At 44.3% G+C, this 25,889-nt stretch carries 23 protein-coding genes; 22 read left to right on the forward strand and 1 reads right to left on the reverse strand.

The genetic code is table 11. The features are described 5' to 3' along the window. Positions 1 to 5 precede the first annotated feature (5 nt). The 15 genes from FEFB_RS00770 to cls all read left to right on the forward strand — a co-directional run bounded on the left by FEFB_RS00770 (position 6) and on the right by cls (position 15,911). Positions 6 to 710 carry a hypothetical protein gene (locus FEFB_RS00770; protein WP_053068894.1) on the forward strand — a complete coding sequence of 235 codons (705 nt, stop codon included), beginning with the start codon at positions 6 to 8 and terminating at the stop codon, positions 708 to 710. Between the two features lie 115 nt (positions 711 to 825). After that, positions 826 to 2,178, forward strand: coding sequence for a cell division protein FtsA (gene ftsA, locus FEFB_RS00775; RefSeq protein WP_047974352.1), 1,353 nt, complete (start codon positions 826 to 828; stop codon positions 2,176 to 2,178). A 24-nt stretch (positions 2,179 to 2,202) separates the two neighbouring features. Further along, positions 2,203 to 3,459, forward strand: coding sequence for a cell division protein FtsZ (gene ftsZ, locus FEFB_RS00780; RefSeq protein ID WP_047974353.1), 1,257 nt, complete (start codon positions 2,203 to 2,205; stop codon positions 3,457 to 3,459). 13 nt (positions 3,460 to 3,472) lie between these two features. Then, the gene (locus FEFB_RS00785; RefSeq protein ID WP_047974354.1) at positions 3,473 to 3,913 is read left to right on the forward strand and encodes a cell division protein SepF; all 441 of its coding nucleotides are present in this window, start codon (positions 3,473 to 3,475) and stop codon (positions 3,911 to 3,913) included. Between the two features lie 5 nt (positions 3,914 to 3,918). Beyond that, positions 3,919 to 4,173 carry a YggT family protein gene (locus tag FEFB_RS00790; protein ID WP_047974355.1) on the forward strand — a complete coding sequence of 85 codons (255 nt, stop codon included), beginning with the start codon at positions 3,919 to 3,921 and terminating at the stop codon, positions 4,171 to 4,173. Then, positions 4,174 to 4,968, forward strand: coding sequence for an RNA-binding protein (locus FEFB_RS00795; RefSeq protein WP_047974356.1), 795 nt, complete (start codon positions 4,174 to 4,176; stop codon positions 4,966 to 4,968). 27 nt (positions 4,969 to 4,995) lie between these two features. Then, positions 4,996 to 5,778: a DivIVA domain-containing protein gene (locus FEFB_RS00800; RefSeq protein ID WP_047974357.1), complete on the forward strand. Its 783-nt coding sequence runs from the start codon at positions 4,996 to 4,998 to the stop codon at positions 5,776 to 5,778. Positions 5,779 to 6,049: 271 nt separating this feature from the next. Continuing rightward, positions 6,050 to 8,848 (forward strand): isoleucine--tRNA ligase, encoded by a 2,799-nt coding sequence (gene ileS, locus FEFB_RS00805; RefSeq protein WP_047974358.1) that lies wholly within the window; start codon positions 6,050 to 6,052, stop codon positions 8,846 to 8,848. A gap of 105 nt (positions 8,849 to 8,953) precedes the next feature. Next, a complete protein-coding gene (gene rpsP, locus FEFB_RS00810) occupies positions 8,954 to 9,379 on the forward strand; it encodes a 30S ribosomal protein S16 (RefSeq protein ID WP_047974359.1) in 426 nt (141 codons plus the stop codon). A 100-nt stretch (positions 9,380 to 9,479) separates the two neighbouring features. Next, complete coding sequence (gene rimM / locus FEFB_RS00815; RefSeq protein ID WP_047974360.1) at positions 9,480 to 10,007, forward strand: ribosome maturation factor RimM; 528 nt, start codon at positions 9,480 to 9,482, stop codon at positions 10,005 to 10,007. Further along, a complete protein-coding gene (gene trmD, locus FEFB_RS00820) occupies positions 9,997 to 10,740 on the forward strand; it encodes a tRNA (guanosine(37)-N1)-methyltransferase TrmD (RefSeq protein WP_047974361.1) in 744 nt (247 codons plus the stop codon). The genes rimM and trmD overlap by 11 nt, the downstream gene beginning before the upstream one ends. Before the next feature lie 51 nt (positions 10,741 to 10,791). Further along, the gene (gene rnz, locus FEFB_RS00825; RefSeq protein WP_047974362.1) at positions 10,792 to 11,748 is read left to right on the forward strand and encodes a ribonuclease Z; all 957 of its coding nucleotides are present in this window, start codon (positions 10,792 to 10,794) and stop codon (positions 11,746 to 11,748) included. Further along, positions 11,735 to 13,825 (forward strand): single-stranded-DNA-specific exonuclease RecJ, encoded by a 2,091-nt coding sequence (gene recJ, locus FEFB_RS00830; protein WP_047974363.1) that lies wholly within the window; start codon positions 11,735 to 11,737, stop codon positions 13,823 to 13,825. Before rnz ends, recJ begins: the two co-directional genes overlap by 14 nt. 24 nt (positions 13,826 to 13,849) lie before the next feature. Continuing rightward, a complete protein-coding gene (locus FEFB_RS00835) occupies positions 13,850 to 14,383 on the forward strand; it encodes an adenine phosphoribosyltransferase (protein WP_047974364.1) in 534 nt (177 codons plus the stop codon). A 55-nt stretch (positions 14,384 to 14,438) separates the two neighbouring features. Then, positions 14,439 to 15,911, forward strand: a complete 1,473-nt coding sequence (cls, locus tag FEFB_RS00840) for a cardiolipin synthase (RefSeq protein ID WP_047974365.1) — start codon at positions 14,439 to 14,441, stop codon at positions 15,909 to 15,911. Between the two features lie 96 nt (positions 15,912 to 16,007). Here the strand turns inward: cls and FEFB_RS00845 are convergent, their stop codons facing one another. Further along, positions 16,008 to 16,694, reverse strand: a complete 687-nt coding sequence (locus FEFB_RS00845; RefSeq protein ID WP_053068895.1) for a hypothetical protein — start codon at positions 16,692 to 16,694, stop codon at positions 16,008 to 16,010. A 146-nt stretch (positions 16,695 to 16,840) separates the two neighbouring features. Here FEFB_RS00845 and FEFB_RS00850 point away from each other — a divergent pair, with 146 nt between their 5' ends. The 7 genes from FEFB_RS00850 (at position 16,841) to asp3 (ending at position 25,849) form a co-directional block, all read left to right on the forward strand. After that, complete coding sequence (locus FEFB_RS00850; RefSeq protein ID WP_047974367.1) at positions 16,841 to 17,518, forward strand: uracil-DNA glycosylase; 678 nt, start codon at positions 16,841 to 16,843, stop codon at positions 17,516 to 17,518. Between the two features lie 88 nt (positions 17,519 to 17,606). Then, positions 17,607 to 18,608, forward strand: coding sequence for a phosphate acetyltransferase (gene pta / locus FEFB_RS00855; RefSeq protein WP_047974368.1), 1,002 nt, complete (start codon positions 17,607 to 17,609; stop codon positions 18,606 to 18,608). 78 nt (positions 18,609 to 18,686) lie between these two features. After that, on the forward strand, positions 18,687 to 20,138 hold the full coding sequence (locus FEFB_RS00860) for a glycosyltransferase (RefSeq protein WP_047974369.1): 1,452 nt from the start codon (positions 18,687 to 18,689) through the stop codon (positions 20,136 to 20,138). Then, the gene (locus tag FEFB_RS00865; RefSeq protein ID WP_047974370.1) at positions 20,135 to 20,968 is read left to right on the forward strand and encodes a hypothetical protein; all 834 of its coding nucleotides are present in this window, start codon (positions 20,135 to 20,137) and stop codon (positions 20,966 to 20,968) included. The genes FEFB_RS00860 and FEFB_RS00865 overlap by 4 nt, the downstream gene beginning before the upstream one ends. Positions 20,969 to 20,989: 21 nt before the next feature. Continuing rightward, positions 20,990 to 22,423, forward strand: coding sequence for an accessory Sec system glycosyltransferase Asp1 (gene asp1 / locus FEFB_RS08170; protein ID WP_053068896.1), 1,434 nt, complete (start codon positions 20,990 to 20,992; stop codon positions 22,421 to 22,423). 109 nt (positions 22,424 to 22,532) lie between these two features. Further along, positions 22,533 to 24,071, forward strand: a complete 1,539-nt coding sequence (gene asp2, locus FEFB_RS00875) for an accessory Sec system protein Asp2 (protein ID WP_047974371.1) — start codon at positions 22,533 to 22,535, stop codon at positions 24,069 to 24,071. Continuing rightward, positions 24,071 to 25,849, forward strand: a complete 1,779-nt coding sequence (asp3, locus tag FEFB_RS08175; protein ID WP_053068897.1) for an accessory Sec system protein Asp3 — start codon at positions 24,071 to 24,073, stop codon at positions 25,847 to 25,849. The genes asp2 and asp3 overlap by 1 nt, the downstream gene beginning before the upstream one ends. Positions 25,850 to 25,889 lie beyond the last annotated feature (40 nt).

The following is a 25,889-nucleotide window of genomic DNA, read 5'->3' on the forward strand; positions in this document are numbered from 1 at the left end:
TTGCCTTGCAAAAAATTAAAATGACAATGCGAATGCACCCCGAGCAGACCAGTACCGCTACGGCTCTGGCTTTTTTGGCAAGCATCGCAGTCATTTTAATGATTTGGCAACCTTGGGTAAAGATTACGACTGTGAATGTTGATGCTGGTAACATCCCAACTGAAGTAATTGAAAAAGAAGTGGGAATTAAGCCAGGTGATTACCGTTACCAAGTTTTCTTTCAAGAAACGTTTTTAGAACGAAAACTAAAAAAAAGTAACAATAAGGTTTCGCAGGTGAAGATTTCATTAACGAAAAGTACGGTTTCAATTGAAGCAGGAGAAAAAATTAATGCTGGTTTTCTAAAGAAGGGTGACCAATGGTATCAACTTGATTCAGCTGGAAATCAGAGTAAAATCAGCCAAGTAGATGGTCAGGGACCAGTCTATAGCGGCTTTTCCTCTGTAACACGGATTAAAAAGGTTGCTAGGGCAGTTTCTTCCTTGGACAAAACAATCCGCCAGGATATCGGTGAGATTAAATTTGCGCCGGATACAAATAATAGCGATAAACTAGTCTTGTCAATGAATGATGGCAACACAGTTTATGCCAGCCAGAATACATTGGCTGATAAAATGCGCTATTATGCTGGGATTGTGGCGCAAATGTCTTCGACTGGAGTTGTTGATTTGCAGTATGGATCATACTCATATCCGTATAACGGTTCATAATGGAAAAAAAACTTGCTCATAAATTGGCTCTAAGCCCTACCAGACTAAGGTAGAATATGATAAGATTATTTTTAGGTTTAGTTTCTAAATTTTTATTAAAAGAGGGGAAATTTACATGACCCAAGATGGCGTGATAGTTGGATTAGATATCGGGACAACCATGGTCAAAGTGGTCGTTGCCCAAAGCGAAAATGGTCGCTTCAACGTCATTGCTACGGGCAGTGCCCCTGGTGCTGGTTTACGCCGTGGCGTGATTGTTGACATCAACCAAACGGCTGAGGCCATTTCACAAGCAGTCTCACAGGCTGCCGCAAAGGCAAATATTGAGATTAACGAGGTGGTTGTTGGTTTACCAGCTAACCATATGGATATCCAAACGGTGACCGGCCTTGTTTCGATTGAAAATCAAAATAAACAAATTACAAACCAAGATGTTGTCAATGTGACACACCAGGCTCTCGATTCGCTTTCAGTTCAAGACCAAACGGTTGTTGAATTCTTACCGAACGAATTTATTGTCGATGGTTTTGATGGTATTAAGGACCCAACCGATATGATTGGTGTTCGCTTAGAGGTCCAAGGGTTAGCTTACTTGGCACCAAGTAAAGTCGTTGATACGATGAAGACTGCTGTCAAGAAGGCTGGCCTACAAATGCAGTCGCTGGTGTTAGCACCAATTGCTTTGGCACCAGCTTTTCTAAATGATGCTGAACAGGACTTTGGTGCTATTCTAATTGACTTAGCTGGTGGTCAGTCAACTGCTTCTGTTGTCCATGATCACAAGGTAAAGTATATGACCGTGGACTACGAGGGTGGTATCCAGGTAACTAAGGACATCTCGACTGTCCTTGGTATTAGTGTGGATGAGGCTGAATCTGTTAAGAAAAAGTACGGGTCAGCCGACCCTTACCAGGCATCGGCTAAGCAGCAATTTTATGTGAATGCCGTAGGCTTAACGGAGAAAAAGGCGGTTGACGAGCAGTATTTGTCTGAAATTATGGCAGCGCGTTACGACCAAATTTTTGATCGTCTAGACCAGCAATTACAAGCCATTGGTGCTGAAGAACTACCTGGTGGTTTTCTCATAACTGGCGGAAACGCAGCAACACCTGGGGTCCTTGCTAAGGCTCAAGAACATTTTGGTTCAAATGTTCAGGTTGCGCAGCCAACACAAATTGGCTTGCGCCATCCTAGCTTCGCCCGTGCCCTTGCCTATGCCTCTCATCAGGCTTTCCAAAGTAACTTAGCCTTGGAAATCAAGGCGGTGCTGATGGGACAGCAGGTTGAAGAAGCGACAAAGGACCAGGCTAGTCATTATCACTTGGTTGACGATGGTGAGACCGATGTAATTGAAGCACAAGGCGAGGAAGGGGTTTACCTCGATCCAGCTGAAAAGAAACCAGGAGTATTTTCACGAGTAAAGTCGACGCTCGCCTCCTTGTTTGCAGAACCAGACGACAACGAATAAAACATTCCCAAAGGAGTAACTTTCATGGATTTTACAATCGACGAAACGCAGGATCAAGCCGGCGCTATCATCAAGGTCATTGGTGTTGGTGGTGGTGGATCTAATGCGGTCAACCATATGATTGACGAAGGCATCCAAGGGGTTGACTTTATTGTTGCCAATACTGATGTCCAGGCCTTAGATAAATCAAAGGCTCGTCAAAAGGTTCAAATTGGGCCTAAATTAACAGGTGGACTTGGTGCCGGTTCAAACCCTGAGCGTGGTGCTAAGGCGGCCGAAGAATCTGAAGAAGAAATTAAATCAGCCTTAGAGGGCGCCGATATGGTTGTTGTGACAGCCGGAATGGGTGGTGGAACCGGAAATGGTGCTGCTCCAATCGTCGCTAAGGCAGCTAAAGAAATGGGGGCCTTGACGGTCGCTGTTGTTACTCGTCCTTTCTCATGGGAAGGGCCAAAGCGGTCAAAGTATGCGGTTGAAGGTTTACAAGCCTTGTCTGAATCCGTTGATTCTTTGATTGTGATCACGAACGAAAAGCTAAAGGACCGTATCGACTTGAAGACACCACTGTCTGAAGCCTTCAAGATTGTCGATGACGTTGTTGCCCAGGGCGTTCGTGGTATTTCAGAATTGATTACCAATCCTGGTTTCATTAACTTGGATTTTGCCGACGTGAAGACTGTTATGCAAAACGCCGGACCAGCTTTGATGGGTGTTGGGGTTGCCAATGGTGAGTCACGTGCAAGTGATGCAACCAAGGCAGCCATTTCCTCACCATTGCTGGAAGTGGATATGTCTGGTGCTGAAGATGTCTTGTTGAACATCACTGGTGGTCCTGATTTGTCACTGTATGAAGCGCAGACTGCTGCTGATGTGATTAACCAAGAGGCTGGCCGCGATGTGAACGTTATCTTCGGAACCTCTGTGGACGAAGATTTGGGCGATTCAATTCGAATCACGGTGATTGCTACCGGCTTACAGGCTGGCGGTGTTCAACCTCTAAAGCGTTCCGTTCAACAAGAAAAACCAGCAAACGAGTCAGCTCAAAATGGTCTTTTTGCTCGAACTGGTCAAGACCAGTCTTTAAATCAGAACGTGCCTGGTAAGGATGATCCTTTTGAAAATTGGGATATCACGACTAGCAAAAGGCCAAGTAACCAAACTGGTCAATTCGATGGTGTTCAAAAGAAAGCTTTTGATCCCGTTGAGCCAGTTAACCAAAGTATTGATTTAGACTTGTCAAACGAAGATGATGATAAGCCACCATTCTTCAAGAAACGATAAGGAGGATTGAGCGATGGCATTTGATGGGATTAAGCGTCTTTTTTCGGGCGATGATGATTACTATGAAGAAGAGGGCTACGAAGAGGCTCCTGAGCAACAACCTGTTCAAAAGCAAAAGCCTGCAGCAAACAAGCAGATGACTGCTTTTAAAAATCAGGGCCAAGCTGGAGCTGCTGGGGTAGCGCAAGGTCGTATTGCTCTTTTTGAACCAAAGGTTTACGCTGATTCACGAGCAATCGCCAGTCAAGTGATTGAAGGTGATGCTGTGATTGTTAACTTTTCTCAATTGGAAGAGGAACAAGCAATGCGAATCTTAGACTATATCGGCGGAGCTGTCTATGCTGTTTCGGGTTCGATGGAACGAGTTGGTGAGAAAATTTTCTTGTTGACACCATCAACATATGAAGTAGCAGGCTCCATGAGTGAAAACCTTGATAATCAAGGTCGGTATTAATATTTATGTTTGGACTACTACTAGTCACGATTATTGCGTGGCTGCTTAAGATTTATTCTTATGCACTGATTGTCTATGTTTTGATGTCATGGTTTCCTGGTGCTTATAACACCTGGTTTGGCCGTGAATTAGGCAAGATTGTGACCCCTTATTTGTCCTGGTTCTCTTTTATCAAGCCAATTGGTATCTTAGATCTACGACCATTAATCGCCTTTATCGTCTTAGATTTGGCGCAATACGCCTTGGCATGGTTCTTTTAAATGAGTAATCAGCAGGCCATCGCCCAGTACTTTCACGAAAGTGAGGGCGATTTTGTGAAGCAAGCCCTCGACTGGGTAAATCAGGCAGAAATCGACTATCGATTGGTTTTAACCAAGTTTTTAAACCCACGTCAGCGCTATATTGTGCAAACGTTAGTGAATCAGCGTGCAGGCCTAAAAATGGTGGCAGACGGCATTTTTGACCAAGCTGAGTCGAAACGAGTTGTGATTGCACCTGATTTTTATGAGATTAAGGAAAGTGATTTTCAACTGGTCTTGTTAGAATTGGCCTTTCCGGTCAAGTTCGTCAGTTTGCGTCACAAGGATATCTTAGGTGCATTGGTGCATAAGGGGCTTGACCGGTCAGGCTTTGGCGATATTGTCGTCAAAGAAGATGAGGGACTGGTTCAATTAGCGGTTGATCAGCTATTAGCCGGATTTATTCGTCAAGAGATTGGTCGCATTGGTAAGGTTAAGACTGACTGGCAAGAAATTAGCTTCGACCGCGCTTTTCAAAAGGAAGAAGATGGAAAAGACCAATTCTTGTTAGTCAACTCATTGCGCCTTGATGTGGTTGTAGCAGCGTCATTCAACCTTGCGCGTGCAAAGGCACAAGATTTAGTTACCAGTGGCTCTGTGCAAGTTAATTGGACTGTTAGTGACCAGGTAGACCGGCAAATTTCTCTAAAAGATGTGATTTCAGTGAGAAAATATGGAAGAATTTGCTTAGAAAGCTTGTCAGGGCAGAGCAAAAAGGATAAAATCAAAGCAGTTTTTAATATTATTCATCGATGAGATGAATTCGGGAGGCAGAGAGATAAGATGGCACTAACACCAGATGAGATTTTAAACCATGAATTCACCCGAAAGGGCTCACGGGCATATGTGGCGCGCGAAGTTGATTCTTTCTTGGATGAAGTCAATAATGATTATCGTACCTTATTGGCTGATTTTGAGAAATTACAGCAACAAAACCGTCAGCAACAAAACCGTATTGATGAGCTCGAAGGTGAACGTGATCAAGTGAATGAATCAATCATGTTCGCCCAAAGCGCTGCCTCACGTTTGCGCTCTGAGACGGAATCTGAAGTAAAATCACAATTGACCCACGCCCAAGATGAAGCTAAGCAAATTGTTGATGACGCCCGTCAAAAAGCTGAAGCAGAATCCGCCCGCTTGGCTCAAGAAAATGTTGATTTGATTGACGAGCAAAATCGCTTGCGTCAGCGAGTTGATAGTTTCCGCCAATCATTCCTGTCATTGATTGACCAACAAAAGGCCTTGCTTGAGCAGGGGCAATTGTCACAGGCAGTTAATAAGTTGCCTGCTTCTGAATTGTCGGAAAAGGTTTTGGGTGAAACGAAGCATTGGTTGAAGCCTGTTTCGGAAGCATCAGTACCGGCACCAACGGATGCTGCTAGTCAAGATGGTACTGAAGAAAAGCCGTTGCCAACCGATATTAAAGAAGTTCCAAGTTTTGCTAAGGGCCCAATCGAACCTAGTGAAGGGGAAGAAAAGCTTGCTGAAAGTGAAAAGGTTGAGGTTGAAGAGGAAGTTGCAGATCCAACGGTGGTCGTTTTCCCTGAAAATGGGCAACCAAAGTAAAAATGATTGATTAACGGTGTAAGCCAGTTTAAAAAAGTTGATAGTGTTAGCGAGCCATGTCCGGTGTAAGATGGTCATTCCCTCAGCTTTTTTACATCCCTTACCCTTCATCAAACTGAACTAAGAGTAAGTTTGACGGCTTGGTCCGTTATCGCCAGTTAGAGCGTTGACCATTAGTCAGCGGAAAATAGGTGGTACCACGTAAAAAACGTCCTGTTGTCCCAAATTTTGGGGCACAGGACGTTTTTTCGTTTATTGAAAGGAGTCTCTTATGAAGTATAAAGACACATTGAATTTAGGAAAAACAGCATTTCCGATGCGAGGCTCTTTGCCAACAACGGAGCCAGAACGGCAACAAGGCTGGTACGATGACAACCTCTATGAACAACGACTGGCACAAAACGAGCAAAAGCCACACTTTAACTTGCACGATGGCCCTCCCTATGCCAATGGAAACATTCATTTGGGTCACGCCTTAAATAAGATTACTAAGGATATTATTGTCCGTTACAAGAACATGAACGGCTATTATGCACCTTATGTTCCTGGATGGGATACGCACGGTTTGCCAATTGAGCAGCAATTGACAAAGGCCGGTCACGACCGGAAGTCAATGCCAAAGAGCGAATGGCGTAACTTGGCTAAGGATTTTGCGTTGGAGCAAGTTGATAAGCAGCGCAATGACTTTAAGCGTTTGGGGATTATGGCCGATTGGGACCACCCATACATTACTTTGCAGCCTGAATTTGAAGCAGCACAGTTGCGTGTCTTTGGTACGATGGCTAAAAAGGGTTTCATCTTCCAAGGAGCTAAGCCGGTTTATTGGTCATGGTCATCTGAATCAGCTTTGGCTGAAGCCGAAATTGAATACCACGATATCAAGTCAACTTCATTGTTCTATGCCAACCGTGTGAAGGATGGTAAAGGCATTTTGGATGGTGATACTTACTTGGTTGTTTGGACCACGACGCCATTTACGGTTACCGCTTCACGTGGAATTACCTTAGGTCCTGATTTTGACTATGTTTTGGTGAAGCCAGCTGGTCAAGATAAGAAGTATGTTGTGGCTAAGGAATTGTTGGAAACGGTTGCACCAAAGTTTGGTTGGGAAGATTATGAAGTATTGGATTCATATAAGGGCCAAGACTTGGATAAGATTACGGCTTACCATCCATGGGATGCCGATGCCGAAGAAGTGGTTATGAATGCGGACCACGTTACTTTGGATTCTGGAACTGGTTTGGTCCACACGGCGCCTGGCTTTGGTGAAGACGATTACAACGTCTCAAAGGAATATGGCTTAGATGTTGTGGTGACGGTTGACGAAAAGGGAAACATGACTAAGAATGCGGGTCCTGATTTTGAGGGTCGGTTCTATGATGATGTTACTGGAACGGTGATCACGAAGTTGACGGATGCCGGGTTGTTCTTGGCGAAGGAAAAGATTACCCACTCATACCCATTTGACTGGCGAACAAAGAAGCCAATTATTTGGCGAGCTGTGCCACAATGGTTTGCGTCAATTGACAATTTCCGTCAGGATATTTTGGACCAAATTGATGAGGTTAATTTCTTCCCAGCATGGGGTCAAAAGCGTTTGCACAACATGATTGCTGGTCGTGGTGACTGGGTTATCTCTCGTCAACGTGTTTGGGGCGTGCCATTGCCAATCTTCTATGCAGAGGATGGAACAGCCATTTTGGATGCTGACATTATTGAGCACGTTGCGCAATTGGTTGAAAAGCACGGTTCAAACGTTTGGTTTGAACGTGAAGCCAAGGACTTATTGCCAGAAGGTTATACGAACGAACATTCACCAAATGGCCAATTCAAGAAGGAAGAGGACATCATGGATGTTTGGTTCGATTCCGGTTCTTCTTGGAATGGGGTGATGCGTCAACGCCCTCAATTGGATTACCCTGCTGATTTGTATTTGGAAGGTTCTGACCAGTACCGTGGTTGGTTTAACTCTTCATTGATTACTTCTGTGGCCGTAACGGGGCAGGCACCTTACAAGAACTTGCTATCACAAGGCTTTACTTTGGATGGTAAGGGTAACAAGATGTCCAAGTCATTGGGAAACACGATTTCACCATTGGATGTTGGTAACAAGTTTGGTGTTGAAATTTTGCGTTTGTGGACTATCTCAGTTGATACGTCCCAAGATATGCCAGTTTCAGATGAAATTTTGAAGCAAGTTGCTGATTCTTACCGCAAGATCCGTAATACCATGCGTTTCTTGTTGGCCAACACATCTGACTTTGATTACGATACTGACAAGGTTGCCTTTGCAGACCGTGCTGCTCATGACCAATATGCAACGGTCTTGTTGAACAACTTGGTCGCTGATTTGAAGGATAGTTATGACAACTACCGTCTCAATGAAATCTACTCACGTTTGATTAACTTTATTAACGTGGACTTGTCTGCCTTCTATTTGGATATCGCTAAGGACGTTGTTTATGTTGAAGCACCGGATTCTGCCTTGCGTCGTTCAATGCAATCAGTCTTCTACGAAATTTTGACGGCTTTAACGAAGTTGATGTTGCCAGTTTTGCCACACACGGCTGAAGAAATATGGTCATATATTCCACATACCAACACGAAGTACGCTTACTTGCAAGACATGCCAACTGTAGAGGAATTGCCAGAAAATGCTGACATGATGGTTAAGTGGGAAACGGTCTTTGCGTTGCGTTCGGCGGCCAACAAGGCAATCGAAGCCGCCCGAACAGCTGGCTTGGTTGGTAAGAATGCCGAAGCAGCTATGACGCTGTACTTGACGGCTGATCAGAAGAGCGTTTTGTCTGATTTGAACTTAGACTTTCGTTTGATTTTGATGGTCTCACAATTGGACTTGAAGGATCGTGAAGACGCAACAGATGCTGTGCCAAGCTTTGATGACGTTCCTGTCTTAGTTGAAAAGGCTCGCGGCGGTTTGTCACCACGTGACCGTCGCTATCACGAAGATTTGGGAGTCGATGAGGCCTTTCCAGAATTGTCAAAGGCTGAAGCTGCATTGGTTCGCAAGTATTACCCAGCTGCCTTAGCAGAAGGTTTTGAAGCTTAAAAATCAGTTATTTTGATTTAAAAAACGATGTCAAGTAAAAATACTTGACATCGCTTTTATTATTTGGCATAATAGACAAGTAAAGAAAAACGGAGGAATTACATTATGGCAGTTAAAATTCGCTTGAAGCGGATGGGTGCTAAGAAGCGTCCATTCTACCGCGTTGTTATCGCTGACTCACGTTCACCACGTGATGGTCGTTTTATCGAAACAGTGGGAACTTATAACCCAATCGCTGTTCCAGCAGAAGTACAGTTGGACGAAGCTAAGATTTTGGCTTGGTTGGCAAATGGTGCACAACCATCTGACACAGCTCGTAACTTGTTGTCAAAGGCTGGCATCATGGCTAAGTATGCTGAACAAAAGGCTGCTGCAGCTTCTGAAAAGCCTGCTAAGGCAAAGAAGTCAGCTGCTTCTTCTGAAAAGCCAACGGCTAAGAACAAGGTTGCCGAAATCAAGGCATACTTGGACGCCCAAGGTATCGACTACCCAGCATCAGCTAAGAAGGCTGACTTGTTGGAATTGGTTTAAGACAAACTGGTTTATAAAGTGGAAACTACCAAAGTTCATTTGGTAGTTTTTTTCTTTTTGAACAAGCTAAGATAAGCAAAGCTTTGCTATAATAGAGAGTATGGAAACAAAAAATTACTTTAAAATTGGAACGATTGTCAATACACATGGCATTCGTGGTGAGTTGAAAATCAAAGCCATTACGGACTTTGCTGACGACCGCTTTCAAAAGGGGCAAGCGATTTACCGTTTGGACAAGGGGCAATACGTCAAGGAAATGATTGCAAAGGCCCGCGTTCATAAGGGTATGTGGTTGGTCACCTTTGAGGGTGTTGATAATATTAACCAAGTTGAAATTTTTAAGGGCCAGGATGTCTTCGTTGATGAAGAAGACCGGGATGACCTTGATGATGGTGAATATTACTACAACGAAATCATTGGCTGCACCGTTGTCGACTTAGATGGGCAGACTTTGGGTGAAATCAAGGAAATTATGACGACTGGTGCCAACGACGTTTGGATTATGAAACGTCCCAAGGGCAAAGATGGCTTAATTCCGATGATTGATGATGTCGTAAAAGAGGTCAATGTGGCTGATAAGGTGATTACCATTGATGTCTTGGAAGGACTATTGGACGATGAAGATTGATGTTTTAAGCCTTTTTCCAGATATGTTTGCACCAATGCGTCAGTCAATTATCGGTAAAGCAATCGATCGTGGTGACCTTGACTTTGCTGTGACTGATTTTCGTGATTATACGACAAACAAACATAATAATGTTGATGACTATCCCTTCGGTGGTGGGGCTGGCATGTTGCTCACGCCCCAACCGATTTTTGATGCCTTAGAGGCCGTCAAGAAAAATAGCCCTGAAAAAAGTGCGGGGCATGTCATCTTGTTGGATCCGGCTGGTAAGAAGTTTGACCACACGGATGCGAAACGATTGGCCAACTATGACCACTTAACTTTTATTGCCGGTCATTATGAGGGCTATGATGAGCGAATCAAGACATTGGTAGACGAAGAACTTTCACTGGGTGATTATGTTTTAACTGGTGGGGAACTGGCCTCGATGGTCATGATTGATGCAACGGTTCGCTTTTTGCCTCATGTTTTGGGCAATGCTGAATCGGCAGAAGGTGATTCCTTTGCTGATGGCTTGCTGGAATACCCACAATACACGCGACCAGCAGACTTTCGTGGATTAACCGTACCAGATGTCTTAACTTCTGGAAACCACGGTAAAATCGCTGAATGGCGGTTAAAAGAAGCGCTAAAAAAGACGTACTTACGTCGACCTGATTTATTAGAAAATCGGGTATTTACAAATGAAGAACGCGACCTATTGGATGATATTAAAAGTGAATTAGCAGACGATTAATTTGTACTAGTAAACATCGGTAGATCGAATACAGGATAAAGGACAAGACCGATGGAACTGGAATTTTTAGGAACTGGCTCGGGCCAACCATCTAAATTTCGCAATGTGGCCAGCATTGCTTTGAAGCTACTTGATGAGCGCAATGCTGTCTGGCTTTTTGATGTTGGGGAAGCAACCCAACACCAGATTTTGAAAACCACGATTCGCCCACGGAAGATTGAAAAAATTTTTATTTCCCATTTGCATGGCGACCATATTTTTGGTTTGCCTGGTTTATTGTCCTCACGGTCTTTCCAGGGCGCTGATAAAAGTGAACCACTGACGATTTATGGTCCTAAAGGCTTGAAGTCTTTTGTGCAAACGGCTTTGCGGGTTTCAGATACGCACTTGTCTTACCCAGTTCACTATGTGGAAATTGAGGTGGGGACGATTTTTGAAGATGATACCTTCCGTGTGGTAGCGGCTCCTTTGAAGCACCGGATTGAGGCCTGGGGTTTTCGGGTGGAAGAAAAGGCTCATCCAGGAGAATTGCTGATTGATAAGGTAAAGGCTGATCAAATTCCAGCAGGTCCTGTCTATGGTCGCTTGAAGGCCGGTGAAACGGTGACCCTTGACGATGGTCGTGTAATTAATGGTCAGGATTACCTTGGCCCAGCACAACCGGGACGCGTCGTGACCTTTATTTTGGACACTCTCCCAAATGACCAAGCAAAGATTTTGGCGCAGGGTGCAGACGTCTTGGTTCACGAATCAACCTATGGTCAAAGTAAGGAAGAAAGTAAATTAGCACGGGCACATGGACATTCAACTTCCCGTGATGCGGCCCACCTAGCGCTCGACAGTCATGTTGGTAAATTAGTCTTGGTCCACATTTCGGCCCGGTATATTGGCCCATTATTAAAGAAGTTCATTAGCGATGTGAAGCATTTGTTCCCAAATACCTATGTTGCCCGTGACTTCGACGTTGTTGATGTCCCATTCAAGAAGGAGCAGCATGGTACCAAGTAATTGGCGGTTGTTAGATCAACCAGATCAAATGAGTAGCCAACGGTTACAGGAACAATTACATTTAAATCCAGTTACAGCAGGTTTTTTGGTGCAAAAAGGCATCAAGGATGTGAAAGAGGCGCAGGCCTTTTTGCATCCTGATTTTCAAAGTATTCACGACCCAAGCGAATTTTTCGATATGGAAAAGGCGGTGGATCGGATTCAAGAAGCAGTGTTTACTGCCGAACCAATTTTGGTTTACGGTGATTATGACGTCGATGGTATTACGAGTACCGCGATTATGGTGGAAACGCTGACCTCGCTTGGTGCAGAGGTAACACCCTACATTCCAAACCGTTTTGAAGATGGTTATGGACCCAATTTAACGACTTACCAACGCTTGGTTGAAGAAACTGGTGCGAGCTTGATTATCACGGTTGATAACGGCGTCAGTGGCCATGAGGCGATTGCTTGGGCGCAAGGTGCTGGTGTTGATGTGGTCGTGACTGACCACCACGCTTTACCGGAGACTCTGCCCGATGCTTATGCCATCATCCATCCACGCCATCCAGAGGGAAGCTATCCTTTTTCTGATTTATCAGGAGCGGGGGTTGCTTTTAAGGTTGCTCAGGCAATCTTAGCCGATGGACAACCGGCCGAATCATTGAAAGACTTACCAGTGGAATTTTTGGATTTGGTTGCGATGGGTGCGGTGGCCGATGTGGTCTCCCTGACCGATGAAAATCGGGCCTTTGTGACCTGGGGTCTTAAACAGATTGAGGAAAATCCCAGACCCGGTCTAGCTACCCTATTAAAGAGCGCGAAGCACGCCAAGGGGCAAGCAATTTTAGCCGAAACGATTGGCTTTAAAATTGCGCCACGGTTAAACGCGATTGGTCGAATGGCCGATGGTCAGCTAGGCTTAGAACTCTTGTTAACGAAGGACCCAGAGCGAGCCAAGGCGATTGCTAAGGAAGTGGAACAGCTCAATGATGAGCGTCGGACCTTAGTGGATACCGTCTTTGATCAGGCAAAAGAGCAGGCCCTAGACCCAAAAAATCAGAAGACCAACATCTTGCTGATTGCTGGCCAAAATTGGCATCAAGGAATTCTTGGCATTGTTGCTGCCCGCTTGGCTGAATTAGTGAAAAAACCCGTGGTGATTCTTTCGCTCGTTGACGGCGTTTATAAGGGTTCTGGACGTTCCTTTGGGGACTTTGATTTGCACGCCTTCTTGCAGGCCTATGCTGACTACTTCACTAGTTTTGGTGGTCATGCCGGTGCCTTAGGAGTTAGTATGACGCCGGATGAATTGCCGGTGGTCCAAAACTTGGTTCAACAAGATGGGGCTAACCTGCAATTTGCCGATCAAAAGTTAGCCGTTAACTTGGTTGTGCAGCCACGGATTTTGACACCTGATTTTTACCAGCAATTAGCTTTGCTTGAACCATTTGGCCAGGGCAATCCACAGCCCGTTATTGCTGTTGAGGATGTGCCACTAGAATCGGTTCAATCGATGGGGGCGCTTAATCAGCATCTAAAGCTTAATATTCGTGGCGGGCGGGGCTTTGTCGAGGCCTTAGCCTTCAATCAGCCTGATTTGGTAAAAGAAGCCCAAGAAAAAACACAGGCGACCCTAGCGGGCAAGGTTGGGGTGAACACCTTTGCTGGCAAAACTAGGCTGCAATTAATGCTGGAAGATTTGGCCTTTGTCGAAGTAGAGCAAAATCAGCCTACGTCAATGGAGCCAGTCGTTCGTCAGGTTAAAAAGCAAGTGGTCCAAACGGCACAGACCGCAGAAGCTGCGGTTAAAAATTCATCTACAACATTGGCGCAGGCAATCGGTCAAACGAGTAGCCAAGACTTTGCCAGATTATATAAATATTTGTATGGACACCAAAAATTGGACATTATCGGGCATTTGGAAGTTGTATTATCCGAACTTTCAATGCAAGAAAAGCAATTTAAATTAATGATTCAGGTCTTTTTGGACCTCGGTTTTGTTAAAATGAATGCAGGGACCATTTTGTGTTTACCAAGTACCAGTAAAAAGTCCTTGGCAAACTCTGTCACGTACCAGCGGTATTTTGCCGGTTAATGAACCCGGCTTGAGGAAATAAAAATGAGTAAAATTGATTTACATGATTATGTTGCCACAGTGGAAGATTATCCAGAACCTGGTGTTTCTTTCCGTGATATCTCACCATTGATGGGTGATGGGCCTGCTTATAAGCAAGCAATTGACCAAATCGTTGATTTTGCCAAAGACTTGGATGTCGACTTGATTGCTGGGCCAGAATCACGTGGCTTCATCGTTGGTTCGCCATTAGCCTATGCCATGGGTATTGGTTTTGTGCCAGCACGTAAGTCTGGTAAGTTACCCCGTAAGGCTGTTTCAGCATCTTACACATTGGAGTATGGCGGTGTCAATGAGTTGGAGATTCATGAGGATGCCATTCAACCTGGTCAACGGGTCTTGATTGTCGATGACCTTTTGGCAACTGGTGGCACCATCAATGCTACCCGCAAGATTGTGGAAGAATTAGGTGGCGTGGTGGCCGGAGTAGCCTTTATTATTGAATTAGAGGACCTCCACGGTCGAGAGAAGATTATGGAAGCCGGCGAAGTACCGTTTGTTGCTTTGATGGAATACTAAGGACTAGCACCTGGTACAAAACCGGACTTTCACAGGGTGAAATAAAGGGAAGCAGATGCTAACAACACTAGTAGTACTTTTAATTATTAACACGACCGTGGCCGTTATCACGGTTTTTCGTGAGCCACGAGATATCGCCGCTACTTGGGCGTGGATCTTAGTGCTGATTTTAATTCCAGTCCTTGGTTTTATTATTTATTCTTTTGCGGGCCGGAAGCTGTCACAGCGCCGGCTTTTTGCCTATCAAGGGCAAGATACTTCAGCGATGAATGAAAAAATCGCCGATTTGATTCAAGATGCTGATGAACGCGGTAAAAGGGAAGGCCTTGTGACACATGTGAACGAAACGCAAGCCTCCTTAGTTCAGGCTCGTTCTTTGGTCACGCTGTTTCAAAATATTAATCAGACGTCCTTGGCGACAAAAAATCAGGTTAAAGTCTTTACTTCGGGTTTGGATTTTTTTGGCCGCTTAAAAGAGGATCTGAAGCAAGCACAGGAAAGTATTAATCTTGAGTTTTATACTTTTTATAGTGATCAGTTAGGGCATGAAATCAGAGATATTTTAGTCGAGCGGGCTCAAGCTGGCGTTGAGGTGCACGTCATTTACGATGCCTTGGGTTCCTTTGGTACAACCAAGCGGTTCTTTGCACCGTTACGAGATGCTGGCGGTCACGCTACGCCATTCTTGAAGCGTCGACTGACGCTGGTTGATTTTCAGTTAAACTTTCGTGATCACCGTAAAATCGTGGTGATTGATGGCCAAATTGGCTATGTTGGTGGTTTTAATATTGGTGACCAGTATCTTGGCCGTGATAAAAAATTTGGCCATTGGCGTGATACGCATTTACGGATGACGGGTTCCGGAGTTTACTCACTCCAAGCTCATTTTCTGTTGGATTGGAACGCTTCTGAACCCAAGAGACCGATGGCGGTAACGTCAGACCGTTACTTTCCACCATTGCAATTGGCTTTGCAGGGTAAATCGAATTTACAAATTGTTACTTCCGGTCCTGAAACGGATGACGAACAGATTAAGATGGGCTATATCCGCTTAATTCAATTGGCCAAAAAGCGCTGTTGGATTCAAACGCCCTATTTAATTCCGGATGATTCAACTTTTGATGCTTTGCGAATTGCCGCTAATTCGGGCGTTGATGTTCGGATTATGGTGCCTTGCATGCCTGACCATGCCTTTGTCTATCGAGCCACTCAGTATTACGCTGCGCAGTTAGCCAAGTATGGAATTAAGATTTATTATTATCAAAATGGTTTCTTGCACGCCAAGACGATGGTAGTCGATGATCATTTGGCTTCTGTTGGTTCGGCTAATTTGGATTTTCGCTCTTTTAAGCTAAATTTTGAAGTGAATGCCTTTCTATACGATTCTGACTTAGCTCATCATCTTGCCCATGTTTTTAAGCATGATTTAACTGTTTCCAGTGAGCAGACGGTGACCAACTTTGCCCAACAGGGCCGTTGGCTGGTCTTTAAACAGTATGTCGCTAGGTTACTAGCACCAATTTTATAAAAATCAGATTGGCCGTCTCTAAAATTAGGTCGATAAAAAAAGAAGTCGAGAGCCTTCTTTTTTGTTAGAATCAATCAAATTGTATCTGCTTGACTATCAATGCACCAGATAAACGGCATCTTGAATCATGTCAAAGGCCTGATAATGCTGATTTAAAACATCATTTAATTCCAAATCAGCCTCCTGCCAGAATTGCTTTGAATTGGTGGCACCATTTTTTTCACCAATGACAATTAAGTGAAAAGGTTGGGATTGGCTCCGAAGGTATTGTAAAATTTGCCAGTCATCGTCGTTAGTATCTGGTGCCCAAGCCATCACAAAAATTGGTTGAGAATTTGGATCATCGGCTTTACCTAAGCTCTCTTTTACAGCCGTTAGGGCAGCTTGTTTGCTGACGGTTGTCCAGGGGACAGGACGTTCATTATCTTGTCCGCTCCAATCAAGGTTATCGACGGCTTTCACAACATGTCCTTGTGCTTCTAGTGCAGCGGATAGTGCGGCATTACCGGCCATTAGCTCAACAATCGGTCTGGGGCCGGCGAAGCGGGCTAAATCCTTGACCCAATCTGTGTTTGGTAAAAACCAGAGCCCATAGTTGACAATCAGTGTTTCTCTTAGCTCTGATAATGCATCATCGAGAAGGAGTCGTTCTGGATGGCGACTTAAGGACTTGACATCTTCTAGTAGGTTGGGGAGACGGTGAAGTGGTAGCTGTTGGTGATCGAGGGCAGCAAGATTTTGAATCACCACATCGATTTTGGCTAGTGACTGTGAATCGGTCATGTATTGTTTTTTTAAATTAAGTAGTTTTTCTCGACTGAGCATAAAGAGTCCTTAAGATTGGGTAAAAACGTGTCTGGTAGCGTTTTCTCTTGTGTTTTTCTTTGGTACAGTGTTAGTGAAATGTCTTATTAGGAGTAGTATACACCATGGTTGATTTTTCTTTGACCAAAACTGACTGGGATCAGGCTTTAGCACCTTTTTTGCCCGCGGGCTATCAACAGCAGGCCGAATCATTTTTAAATGAAGTTTATCAAGATCCCCAAAAACCAGTTTACCCCAAGCGCGAAAACGTTTTTCTGGCTTTTGAGAAAACTCCGTTAGCGCAAACGAAAGTAGTTATTCTAGGTCAAGATCCTTATCATGGCGAAAATCAGGCCCAAGGCCTGGCCTTTTCGGTGCCTGATTTTCTACCAGCTCCGCCATCACTGCGCAATATTTTAAAGGAGTTAGCCAGTGATATTGGCAGCGTGCGACCCAGTCATGATTTAACGACATGGGCAAGTCAGGGTGTTTTGTTGCTTAACACGGTGTTCACTGTGGCTGCTGGTCAAGCTAATAGCCACCAAAAACAAGGCTGGGAAGAACTCTCAGATGCAGCGATTAAGGCGGCTAGCGCTGATCAACGGCTAAAGGTTTTCATTTTGTGGGGGAAGCCGGCCCAGCAAAAGGCGCGGCTAATCGATACTGAAAGGCATCTGATTTTAATGGCGCCACACCCAAGCCCATTGGCCGTTTATCGGGGCTTCTTTGGTTCTAAACCATTTTCCAAGGCCAATGCCTTTTTAGAAAGGCACCAAGAAGTCCCTGTTAACTGGTTGAAATAAGTTTGAAATTTGACCGTAAAGGGCTAATAAAAGAAAGAAACTTTGGTATACTTTAGAAAAGACTAACGAGTAAAAAGGGAGCGCAAATATGTCACTTTTCGATCAGTTTAAAACAGAAATTAAGGGTCAAAAAATCCGCCTTGTCTTTCCCGAAGGAACGGATGAACGGGTTTTGACAGCCGCTGTTGAGTTGGCCCAAGAGGACTTGGTCAGCCCAATTGTTTTGGGCGAAAAAGAGGCGATCGTTGCCCTTTCAAAAAAGCTTCAATTGAGTTTAAATCAGGTTGAAATTGTTGATATCAAAACCGTTCCAACAGATCAACGCGTTAAGATGATTCAGGCCCTAGTCGAGCGCCGTAAGGGTAAAACAGACGAAAAAACAGCTGAAAAGTGGCTTCAAGATGACAACTACTTCGGCACGATGCTTGTCCAAATGGGTGCCGCTGAGGGGATGGTTTCTGGGGCAGTGCATCCAACTGGTGATACGGTTCGTCCTGCTCTCCAATTAATTAAGACAGCGCCTGGTTCTCGACGAATTTCTGGTGCCTTTATTATGCAGAAGGGCGACCAGCGTTTTGTCTTTGCTGACTGCGCGATTAACATCGAGATTGATGCCGAAACGATGGCTCAAATCGCTGTTCAATCAGCTCGTACTGCTAAAATTTTTGGTATCAATCCAAAGGTGGCGATGCTTTCGTTTTCAACGAAGGGTTCTGCTAGGGGTGACCAAGTTGAAAAGGTTCAGGAAGCTACAAAATTAGCCAAGGAATTGGCACCGGAATTAGCTGACCAAATTGATGGCGATTTGCAATTTGACGCAGCCGTTGTTGAAAAGGTGGCCAATGCCAAGGCACCCGGTTCGACGGTGGCTGGTCAGGCGAACGTCTTTGTCTTTCCAAGCTTGGAGGCGGGCAATATCGGCTATAAAATTGCCCAACGTTTGGGCGGATTTGAGGCGATTGGCCCAATTTTGCAAGGACTGGCCAAGCCAGTTTCAGATCTTTCCAGAGGTGCTTCTAAGGATGACGTGGTCAAGGTAGCCATCATCACAGCAGCTCAAGCTTTGGCACAGCGTCAATCATCGTTTTAAAGGGGTAACCGAGTCCTTGGTTAGCCCTTTCTTGCCATTATTTCAACAAAAATCTGAATGAAAGCGGTATAAGTGTTTATGAATTTTTTTCTTAACCAAGGTATGGGTCACGGAAATTCGGGCGTCGAACATGCTCAGTTTTATCGATCTCAATGCTTCTTAGATCGACAATTACCATTCAAAATTGTCTTTACTGATTTACTCCAGGATTTGCATATTCATATGCGTGAATGGCATTTGCCGGAAAATCAGGTTATTGGCCTTTATGATTTTTTGTTAGCCGCTGACCCTTTGGATTACTTGGATAATGGCTTGCCTGCAGACGAAGTGCAAAACAGTCATGAAAAGATTCTAATTGATCAAACCGATACGCAACGGATTATCACGGCTCAAAGCTCTGGTAATTACCAAATTCGCCGTTTACGCGATAAGATTTTTAGTACAGAAAAAAATATTTATATCGTTGATGATGCCCATGTTTCTTTGACGAAGGGCACACATCAGATTGAGTGGTCATATCGACAGGGTCCAGGTGAAAAAATCATGCAGGACATTCATCTGACTAATTTCTTGGGGGAAAATTACTATTTCTTGACCTTTGATGAATTAGTGACCTTTTTCTTAGATCAATTGGCAGCACATTTCGGACAAAATACGTACTTTGTTGACCGGGGCACGTTCTACGATGAAACTTTGGTTCGACAAAAGGCAGCTGGTTCTACGCAGAAAATTGTTGGCATGGTCCATGCGAACCATAAGGTGAGCGAAGAGAACGGGCACATTCTTTTTAATAATTTTTATCAGTACACACTGGATCATTTAGACCAGTATGATGCGGTTGTTGTGGCAACCAAGGCACAAAAAGCTGGTCTAAAGACTGATTTGCAAGGTTATACGGCAGAGAAAAACCTTGATAAGATCTATGCCATTCCTGTTGGTGGGGTCACAAAACTTGGCCAAGCAAAGACCAGAAAAAATCAAAAATTAAATTTGGTAACAGCCTCTCGTTTGCACGAAGAAAAGCACATTGATCAAATTATTGACGCTGTTCAAGTTCTTGTGGGGCGTGGTCATGACGTCAATTTGACCATCTATGGCGCCGGAGCAGAGGATCAAAAATTAGCCAAGCAAATTAAGGAACTTGGTTTGACCAATCGAGTTGTCTTAGCTGGTTTGTCTCAGCATGTGACCAAGGATTTGCAACGTCATGATGTTTTTGTTTCCGCATCATACTCGGAAGGATTTGGCCTGACTTATCTGGAAGCCTTGAGCCAGGGGCTGCCAGTCGCTAGTTATGCGAATAACTTTGGCGCCAAGGAATTGATTCATCCTGGGGAAAATGGTTATTTGGCTGATTTTTTGACAACCGATGCTGACCGGAAAAACAATGTGGCCCAGCTTGCGGATGCCATTTTGTCTTGTTTCCAGGACTATGATTGGCTTTCGGCTGGTGCAATCGCTTCTTGTCGGCCATTTTTGACAGAAAATGTTGCTGAAAAATGGGCACAACTGGAGGATGAACTATCATGAAAGTTGCATTAATTAATAGTTTTGATGAACGAAACCAGCAGGCGGTTGCTTGGCAAATTAATCAGGTGCTAGCTGGTGAATTGGATGAACTTTGGCTAGCAACCCCTCATGAAGATGCTGTTCAAATTGCCCGTGATCTTGGCTTGGAGTTACACCAAGTTTTTGATCTTTGTAGCCAAAGCTATCTAGCCGATCAAGCAGATGGTGAGGGCGTCTGGTTTTATGATTTAAAAGTTCCTAACCAGGGTCAATTGGTCGTCAATAAGGACTGGACGAAGAGTATTTCCGTAGCGGGTCACTTGGTGGCTGACGTACGCTGGTTTGCTAATTCCAACCGCCTCGTGCAAGCAGTGACTTGGCAAAATGAAGGCGGTCAAGCGGACCGCAAAGATATTTACCAACGCAATGGCCGGTTGTTTGCCAAACAATATTTCAGTAACGGTCAACTGCTCCAATCTGATTTTTACGTTGGCTTTGATCAGATGGTTTGCCAAGACTTTTATTTTCAAGGGATGCGTAACTTTGTCCTCGATAAAAATCAGCGTCATTATGACTCTGCAGAGAATTACTTAAAACATGTGATGGAAAAGCAGGGACGCTGCGATGTCCACATTAGTACAGTCGACCGTTGTTTGGTTTTGGCACCTACTGGGACCACTTTGGCCCTCCCACAGGGTGTTTTGGATGACCAGGGGAATGTCTGGCCTGATTTAGTCATGGTCCTAACGAATCAAAATCATGCTGTTAGCCGTGTATTGGTGGCGGAAATTGACCGAGAAAAACTAAAGAAGGCAGGGCTACCCTTAGATAAGGTTGAACTGTTAGCTTAAGGTTGATAAAGGAGAGAAGCCTTGAACATATCCTTATTGCCAACCTGGCAAGAAAATTCGAACTCAAAAAACGAGGTTGATAGTAGTCTGGCTTTGACCAAGCTCTTTTTGCGTGCCGAAGACCAGGTGACGGTTATTTTTGCCAATTACTTGCCACGATTGAGGACCTGGCTTGGTCAGGCTCAGATTGAAGCCATTCAGTATTGGTCTGCCTATGACGAGTTGCAGCAAGTGACACAAAAGGATCGTCAGCCACTTGATTTAACTGATTTTACTTGGCCAAAGAATGCTGAATTTGTTCGTATGTACGATCGAATTGTGGTCTTGGTTGATTTAGCCCACTACGCGACAATTTATTTTACTTATCCCAAAGCAGATTTGATTGATCGAATTGATTTGCTTCAAAACGGTCAAGTGGCGCAACAACTCACGATTGATGATCGGGGTTTTGTTTCGCGAGTATTGACTTACCAAGAGGAATCATTGAAGACGATTGACTATCTTAGTCAAAGCGGCGCGGTGGTTGCAACTGAAAACTGTCAGACTGGTCAGGTCCAGGCGCTGTTACCGGATGGTTCTGAGCAAACTTTTGCTGAGATGGGCGCCCTGATTGAACACCTGGTGGTTTTACATATTCAATTGCTTTCAGATCAAACACTTTTGGTAGAACCTTCGGTAGAAAACCTGGCAATTGCCCAGCAAATTCAAGAAGATAAGCGAGTCCTAGTCTTGGACTATCCCTTTTATGGGGCTGAAATTAGTCAGGAATTACGTCCAAATGATCTTTTATCTTTCCAGACTATAACGGGGCAAGTGCCACTTTCATCAGCTTTCAACCTAGCCCACCAACCAATTGTACTAGGTCCTTTTGCGGTTGATTTGGCGACTAAGAATGCTGTACCGAAAAAGCACTTTGTTTGCTACTGGCGCTTGGGTTCGCTTTCAGTTGATTATGCCAACCATATCTTTACCACACTTTTCGACTTAGCAATTGAGCATGAAGATTTAGTAATTATTGTTGAAAATGACATGTGGCAAGTTGGCTTTCAGCAATTGTTAACCGAAAAATTAGGTCAATTGGCGCAGAGCCAAACGTTGCCTTTCGAACGATTAGAGACATTACCTGCCCAGTTTGTTCTACTTGATTGGCAGGCGCCTAAAAAGCGGCAGGAGTATCTGCAAACCGCATCGGCGGTTATTGATTTGGCCGATGAGGTCGATTTGTCACTTCAGGCGCAAGCTTTGGCGCACGGCCTGCCTTCTCTGACTAAAACCCAAACGGCTTACCAGGCATCAGAGACGAAGCATATTCAAAGTGTAAGCGATATTGTTACTAGTTTGAATTGGCTCTTTGATCAGCAAAATTGGCAGGGAGTTCAGGATTCCTTGATAAAGGTTCAATCGGACTATGCTAGTGACGCTTTGGCTGCTAAGTGGCGGCTTGAGTTACGCTGATTTTAAATAAAAAGTTATCTGTCAGAAGGTAATTGAGTTGAACGGGACTAGCTTGGTTGAATCGATGAAGGTCAACTAAGTATTGAATAACTTTTGAAGGAGGATCGCGATGGCCCAGATGTCAATTTTACAAATTGGAGAAATAGATTGGACTGAACAGGTTCAAAACGAAAATTTGGACTGGCATTATACTGCTAGCTGGGACTTGCCTTTCTTGTTGGCTCGGCAACAAGATCCCAGTTTTTTAGCTTATACATATGTTTTGTTGACCGATTCCGTGATTGATTCGACTGTTTTGGCACGTCAAATCAGGGAGTGGCCAGCTTATCGAGTTATTTATTTGGGAAATGCCGTTGGTTTCAATTGGGAGTTGAAGCAGGCTTTAGATGATCGTGGTGCTTTTTACTTTCATGAAAAAAAGCCAGAAGAGGTGGCTAATCGAATTTTTCGCGATTTGTATTTGGGACAAGCAGGTTTTCCAACTCGTTTCTCTGAAACGCAATTTTTGCCGGTCAAAAATTATTGCTGGCAGCTTAAACGGTCGGGCCGATTTTCAACCGCGATTAGCGGCGATTTTGGCGATGATTACCAGCAAATTGGAACGCTTAAAACTTTTCCGGGTGACTATCAGCCAGGGCAAGAGAATCTTGTTTACTGTGATTATGAACAAACTGGGGATGCTGAATTAGCGTTGTGCTTTGTTTTTTATCACAATGGTAATTTACAGCAATTACAGATGATTCAAGGGCCTGCAATGCAGCGGTTGACGGCGATTAAAGCGCCGGCCTCGTATCAGGACTATCAAATTCTTGTGCTTGCGAAGGGTAAAGGGTCCTTGGACCTGCATAATGTGCACCAACGGCGGTCTCGCCACGGGCTAGGATATTTTTTACCAGGTGGAAGGCGTGATATGACGGAGGATGGGCAAGAAGTCCTTTCTTACTTTAACCCAGGTACTAAAAAGGGTCCCCTTGTTGTTCTCTTTGTCGGCACTCGTCTGTATGTTGAGGGATTTGAGATGATGGGACCTTTGTCTGATTTAGGCTACCCATACTTGCTCTTTACGGATTCCAGAACACAAGGCGGAGCCTTTATGGTCGGTAATGAAGAATACGAGGATTTAGTTACGGAAAAAATCAGGAGTGCTCAAGAAACGGCCCGAGTAACGGCCGATGAACTGATTTTGACCGGATACTCAATGGGTTCTTACGCTGCGATGTATTATGCTGGTAAGGTTGCTGCTGACCACCTAGTGTTGGCTAAGCCAATTATCAATTTGGGGACCTTCACCGCCCGGGGGGACTTTGCTCATAGTGGCGTTAACCATGATTGGATTTTAGATGTTCGCTATTTGTTAACCGGCCGGCTTGATCAATCTGATACCAAACGTTTAGATCAAAAATTGTGGCATTCGTTGAATCAATTGACTTGGCGCAATGGCGAGGTTTCACTCTTTACGATGACTCAAGACGAATATGATGGTGAATCATTACCAAAGTTATTGGATTACTTCCGCCATAACAATGTCACTGTTAATCGCCAGCAAATGCCTGGCCATCATGAGGACCAGGTAGATGCCATGGTCGAATTTTTGAAAAAAGAAATTAGCCGACAGGCCAAAGCAATTAAACAGGAGGGCTGGCGTTAATGCAATATCAAATCTATTGGCAACCACAGACAGTCCTCCATGAGTTACAGGGTGCAATTGTTGACTTCATTAAGGAAAATGAGGTTCATTATACGAATCATTTTTTACCTTCTGGTCAGGTTATTGCTTCATGGACGGATGCAGCAAATTACTATCGAGATAAGTCTGTTTCTGATTTACCCCGATTGAAGCCAGGTAGTACTTATCGGACAACTCGTCGAGTCCAAAATTCCAAGCGAATGCACGCATATTTGAGTTGGACATTTTTTGATGAAAAAGATCAAATTATTAGCAGTCAGTATCAAAACAGTAATTTTTTGGATTTAAAGGTGCCAAGAGTTTATGACCATTATCGGTTAGATTTGATGTCAGCTGGAACGGGTGACTTTACTTTCTATGAGGTCACGATGGCTGAAAAAGTTGATGGCTGGCTCATGGACCAGGACCAACAGATAACCGAATACCTCGGGGCGTATTTGGATATGCCAAATCAGCTGGCTAGTAAAACCCTTCGAGTAATCTTGGCGGAACCGGAATTTCACCAAACAAGTTATCCAATTCAAGCAGTGAAACAATCACCACAGGCGGTCTTATACCTTGCCACGGATTTGCTTCATTGCCAAAATTTTTATGATGAAGAAGTCTTGAAAGTAATCAGACAAGCCAAAAAAGAAGTCCGTGCTAAGGACGTTGAATTTGTTGGTTATGGTTTGGTTTCTTCCATGGTGGCATTGCAATACCGCCAGGCCGTGAAGGGGGCGAAGGCAATTGTTGCCAATCCTGACCAGCTTATTTTGCCATCAGGAATCGACCGTTATTCAACTGATTTAGCTGCTTTTTTGTCTTCTTTACCAGAAAAAATTGAGGGATTAATGAGTGCCGATGATAGCTTATTGGTTCATTACTCTTTGGCGGACAATGCTAGTCCCATTCAGGTTATCCGCCCTCGGATAGAACTGCTGCAACAATTATCTTATCCTGAATGGCCAGAAAGTCGGCAGGAAAAGCTTGAACGGATTCGAGCAGAGCGTGAGGCTGAAAAGCAGCTTAAAAAAGACGGGCAGAATCAAAAAAGTCAAATTCAGAGTAGTAAGGTCAATAGTGATTCGTTAATTAACGAGAAGCAAGATAGTGATTCAGATATTCAGCAAAATGAAGAGAGCATCGCTGCTGAAAAGAGTCTGTTAGCAACTGGTACCAATCAAGGGGTTGCGCCTGACCAACCTTTGCCACCATTAGGGCCGGTTTTGGTGCCTAGAGATTTAGCGCCATTGACAGAAGGTAGTCAAGAATCTGCATTATCCCAGTTAGGAATTTCGGTGAATCAAAGCCAGGTAGTTGACCAGCCATCAGAGTCACCAGATGGTTTGCCATTAATCGATTCGACTCAGGAAAAAACGGTCCAGGAGGATCAAGGTGAAGCTGAGCAAGCAGAACAAAATGATTCAAAAGAGCCTGTGGGGTCAGAACCAAAGGATGTAAAAGAGTCAGTGAAGGCAGATCAACCTGATGAAGGAGAGTCTTTGGAGTCAGAAACGGATGCAGAAGAGCGATTAAGGTTAGAACATGATGAGATGAGTCATGAACAAAAGAGTGCTTTAGATGCCGAGGAAATACCGCAAGAAGAGCAATTAGCAGCTGAATCAAGTCAGGTAGCAGAAAATGAAACAGATTCTGTAACGAGAAAAGTAGAGGAAACACGAGAACAACGAATTGCAAAGTCTGAAGCCAAACGTCAAAAACAGCTTTTAGGGTTTTTCACTAGAAATCGAACTTAATCGATACGATAGCCACTAACATGTTTTGTAGGCTGAAAAG

It is taken from the genome of Fructobacillus sp. EFB-N1 (genome assembly GCF_001038455.1).
Taxonomy (GTDB): Bacteria; Bacillota; Bacilli; order Lactobacillales; family Lactobacillaceae; genus Fructobacillus; species Fructobacillus cardui.

Coding starts and splice junctions, on each gene's coding strand:
- ftsA (WP_047974352.1), top strand. CDS start 826: ATGACCCAAGATGGCGTGATAGTTGGATTAGATATCGGGACAACCATG.
- ftsZ (WP_047974353.1), top strand. CDS start 2,203: ATGGATTTTACAATCGACGAAACGCAGGATCAAGCCGGCGCTATCATC.
- FEFB_RS00785 (WP_047974354.1), top strand. CDS start 3,473: ATGGCATTTGATGGGATTAAGCGTCTTTTTTCGGGCGATGATGATTAC.
- FEFB_RS00790 (WP_047974355.1), top strand. CDS start 3,919: ATGTTTGGACTACTACTAGTCACGATTATTGCGTGGCTGCTTAAGATT.
- FEFB_RS00795 (WP_047974356.1), top strand. CDS start 4,174: ATGAGTAATCAGCAGGCCATCGCCCAGTACTTTCACGAAAGTGAGGGC.
- FEFB_RS00800 (WP_047974357.1), top strand. CDS start 4,996: ATGGCACTAACACCAGATGAGATTTTAAACCATGAATTCACCCGAAAG.
- ileS (WP_047974358.1), top strand. CDS start 6,050: ATGAAGTATAAAGACACATTGAATTTAGGAAAAACAGCATTTCCGATG.
- rpsP (WP_047974359.1), top strand. CDS start 8,954: ATGGCAGTTAAAATTCGCTTGAAGCGGATGGGTGCTAAGAAGCGTCCA.
- rimM (WP_047974360.1), top strand. CDS start 9,480: ATGGAAACAAAAAATTACTTTAAAATTGGAACGATTGTCAATACACAT.
- trmD (WP_047974361.1), top strand. CDS start 9,997: ATGAAGATTGATGTTTTAAGCCTTTTTCCAGATATGTTTGCACCAATG.
- rnz (WP_047974362.1), top strand. CDS start 10,792: ATGGAACTGGAATTTTTAGGAACTGGCTCGGGCCAACCATCTAAATTT.
- recJ (WP_047974363.1), top strand. CDS start 11,735: ATGGTACCAAGTAATTGGCGGTTGTTAGATCAACCAGATCAAATGAGT.
- FEFB_RS00835 (WP_047974364.1), top strand. CDS start 13,850: ATGAGTAAAATTGATTTACATGATTATGTTGCCACAGTGGAAGATTAT.
- cls (WP_047974365.1), top strand. CDS start 14,439: ATGCTAACAACACTAGTAGTACTTTTAATTATTAACACGACCGTGGCC.
- FEFB_RS00845 (WP_053068895.1), bottom strand. CDS start 16,694: ATGACCGATTCACAGTCACTAGCCAAAATCGATGTGGTGATTCAAAAT.
- FEFB_RS00850 (WP_047974367.1), top strand. CDS start 16,841: ATGGTTGATTTTTCTTTGACCAAAACTGACTGGGATCAGGCTTTAGCA.
- pta (WP_047974368.1), top strand. CDS start 17,607: ATGTCACTTTTCGATCAGTTTAAAACAGAAATTAAGGGTCAAAAAATC.
- FEFB_RS00860 (WP_047974369.1), top strand. CDS start 18,687: ATGAATTTTTTTCTTAACCAAGGTATGGGTCACGGAAATTCGGGCGTC.
- FEFB_RS00865 (WP_047974370.1), top strand. CDS start 20,135: ATGAAAGTTGCATTAATTAATAGTTTTGATGAACGAAACCAGCAGGCG.
- asp2 (WP_047974371.1), top strand. CDS start 22,533: ATGGCCCAGATGTCAATTTTACAAATTGGAGAAATAGATTGGACTGAA.
- asp3 (WP_053068897.1), top strand. CDS start 24,071: ATGCAATATCAAATCTATTGGCAACCACAGACAGTCCTCCATGAGTTA.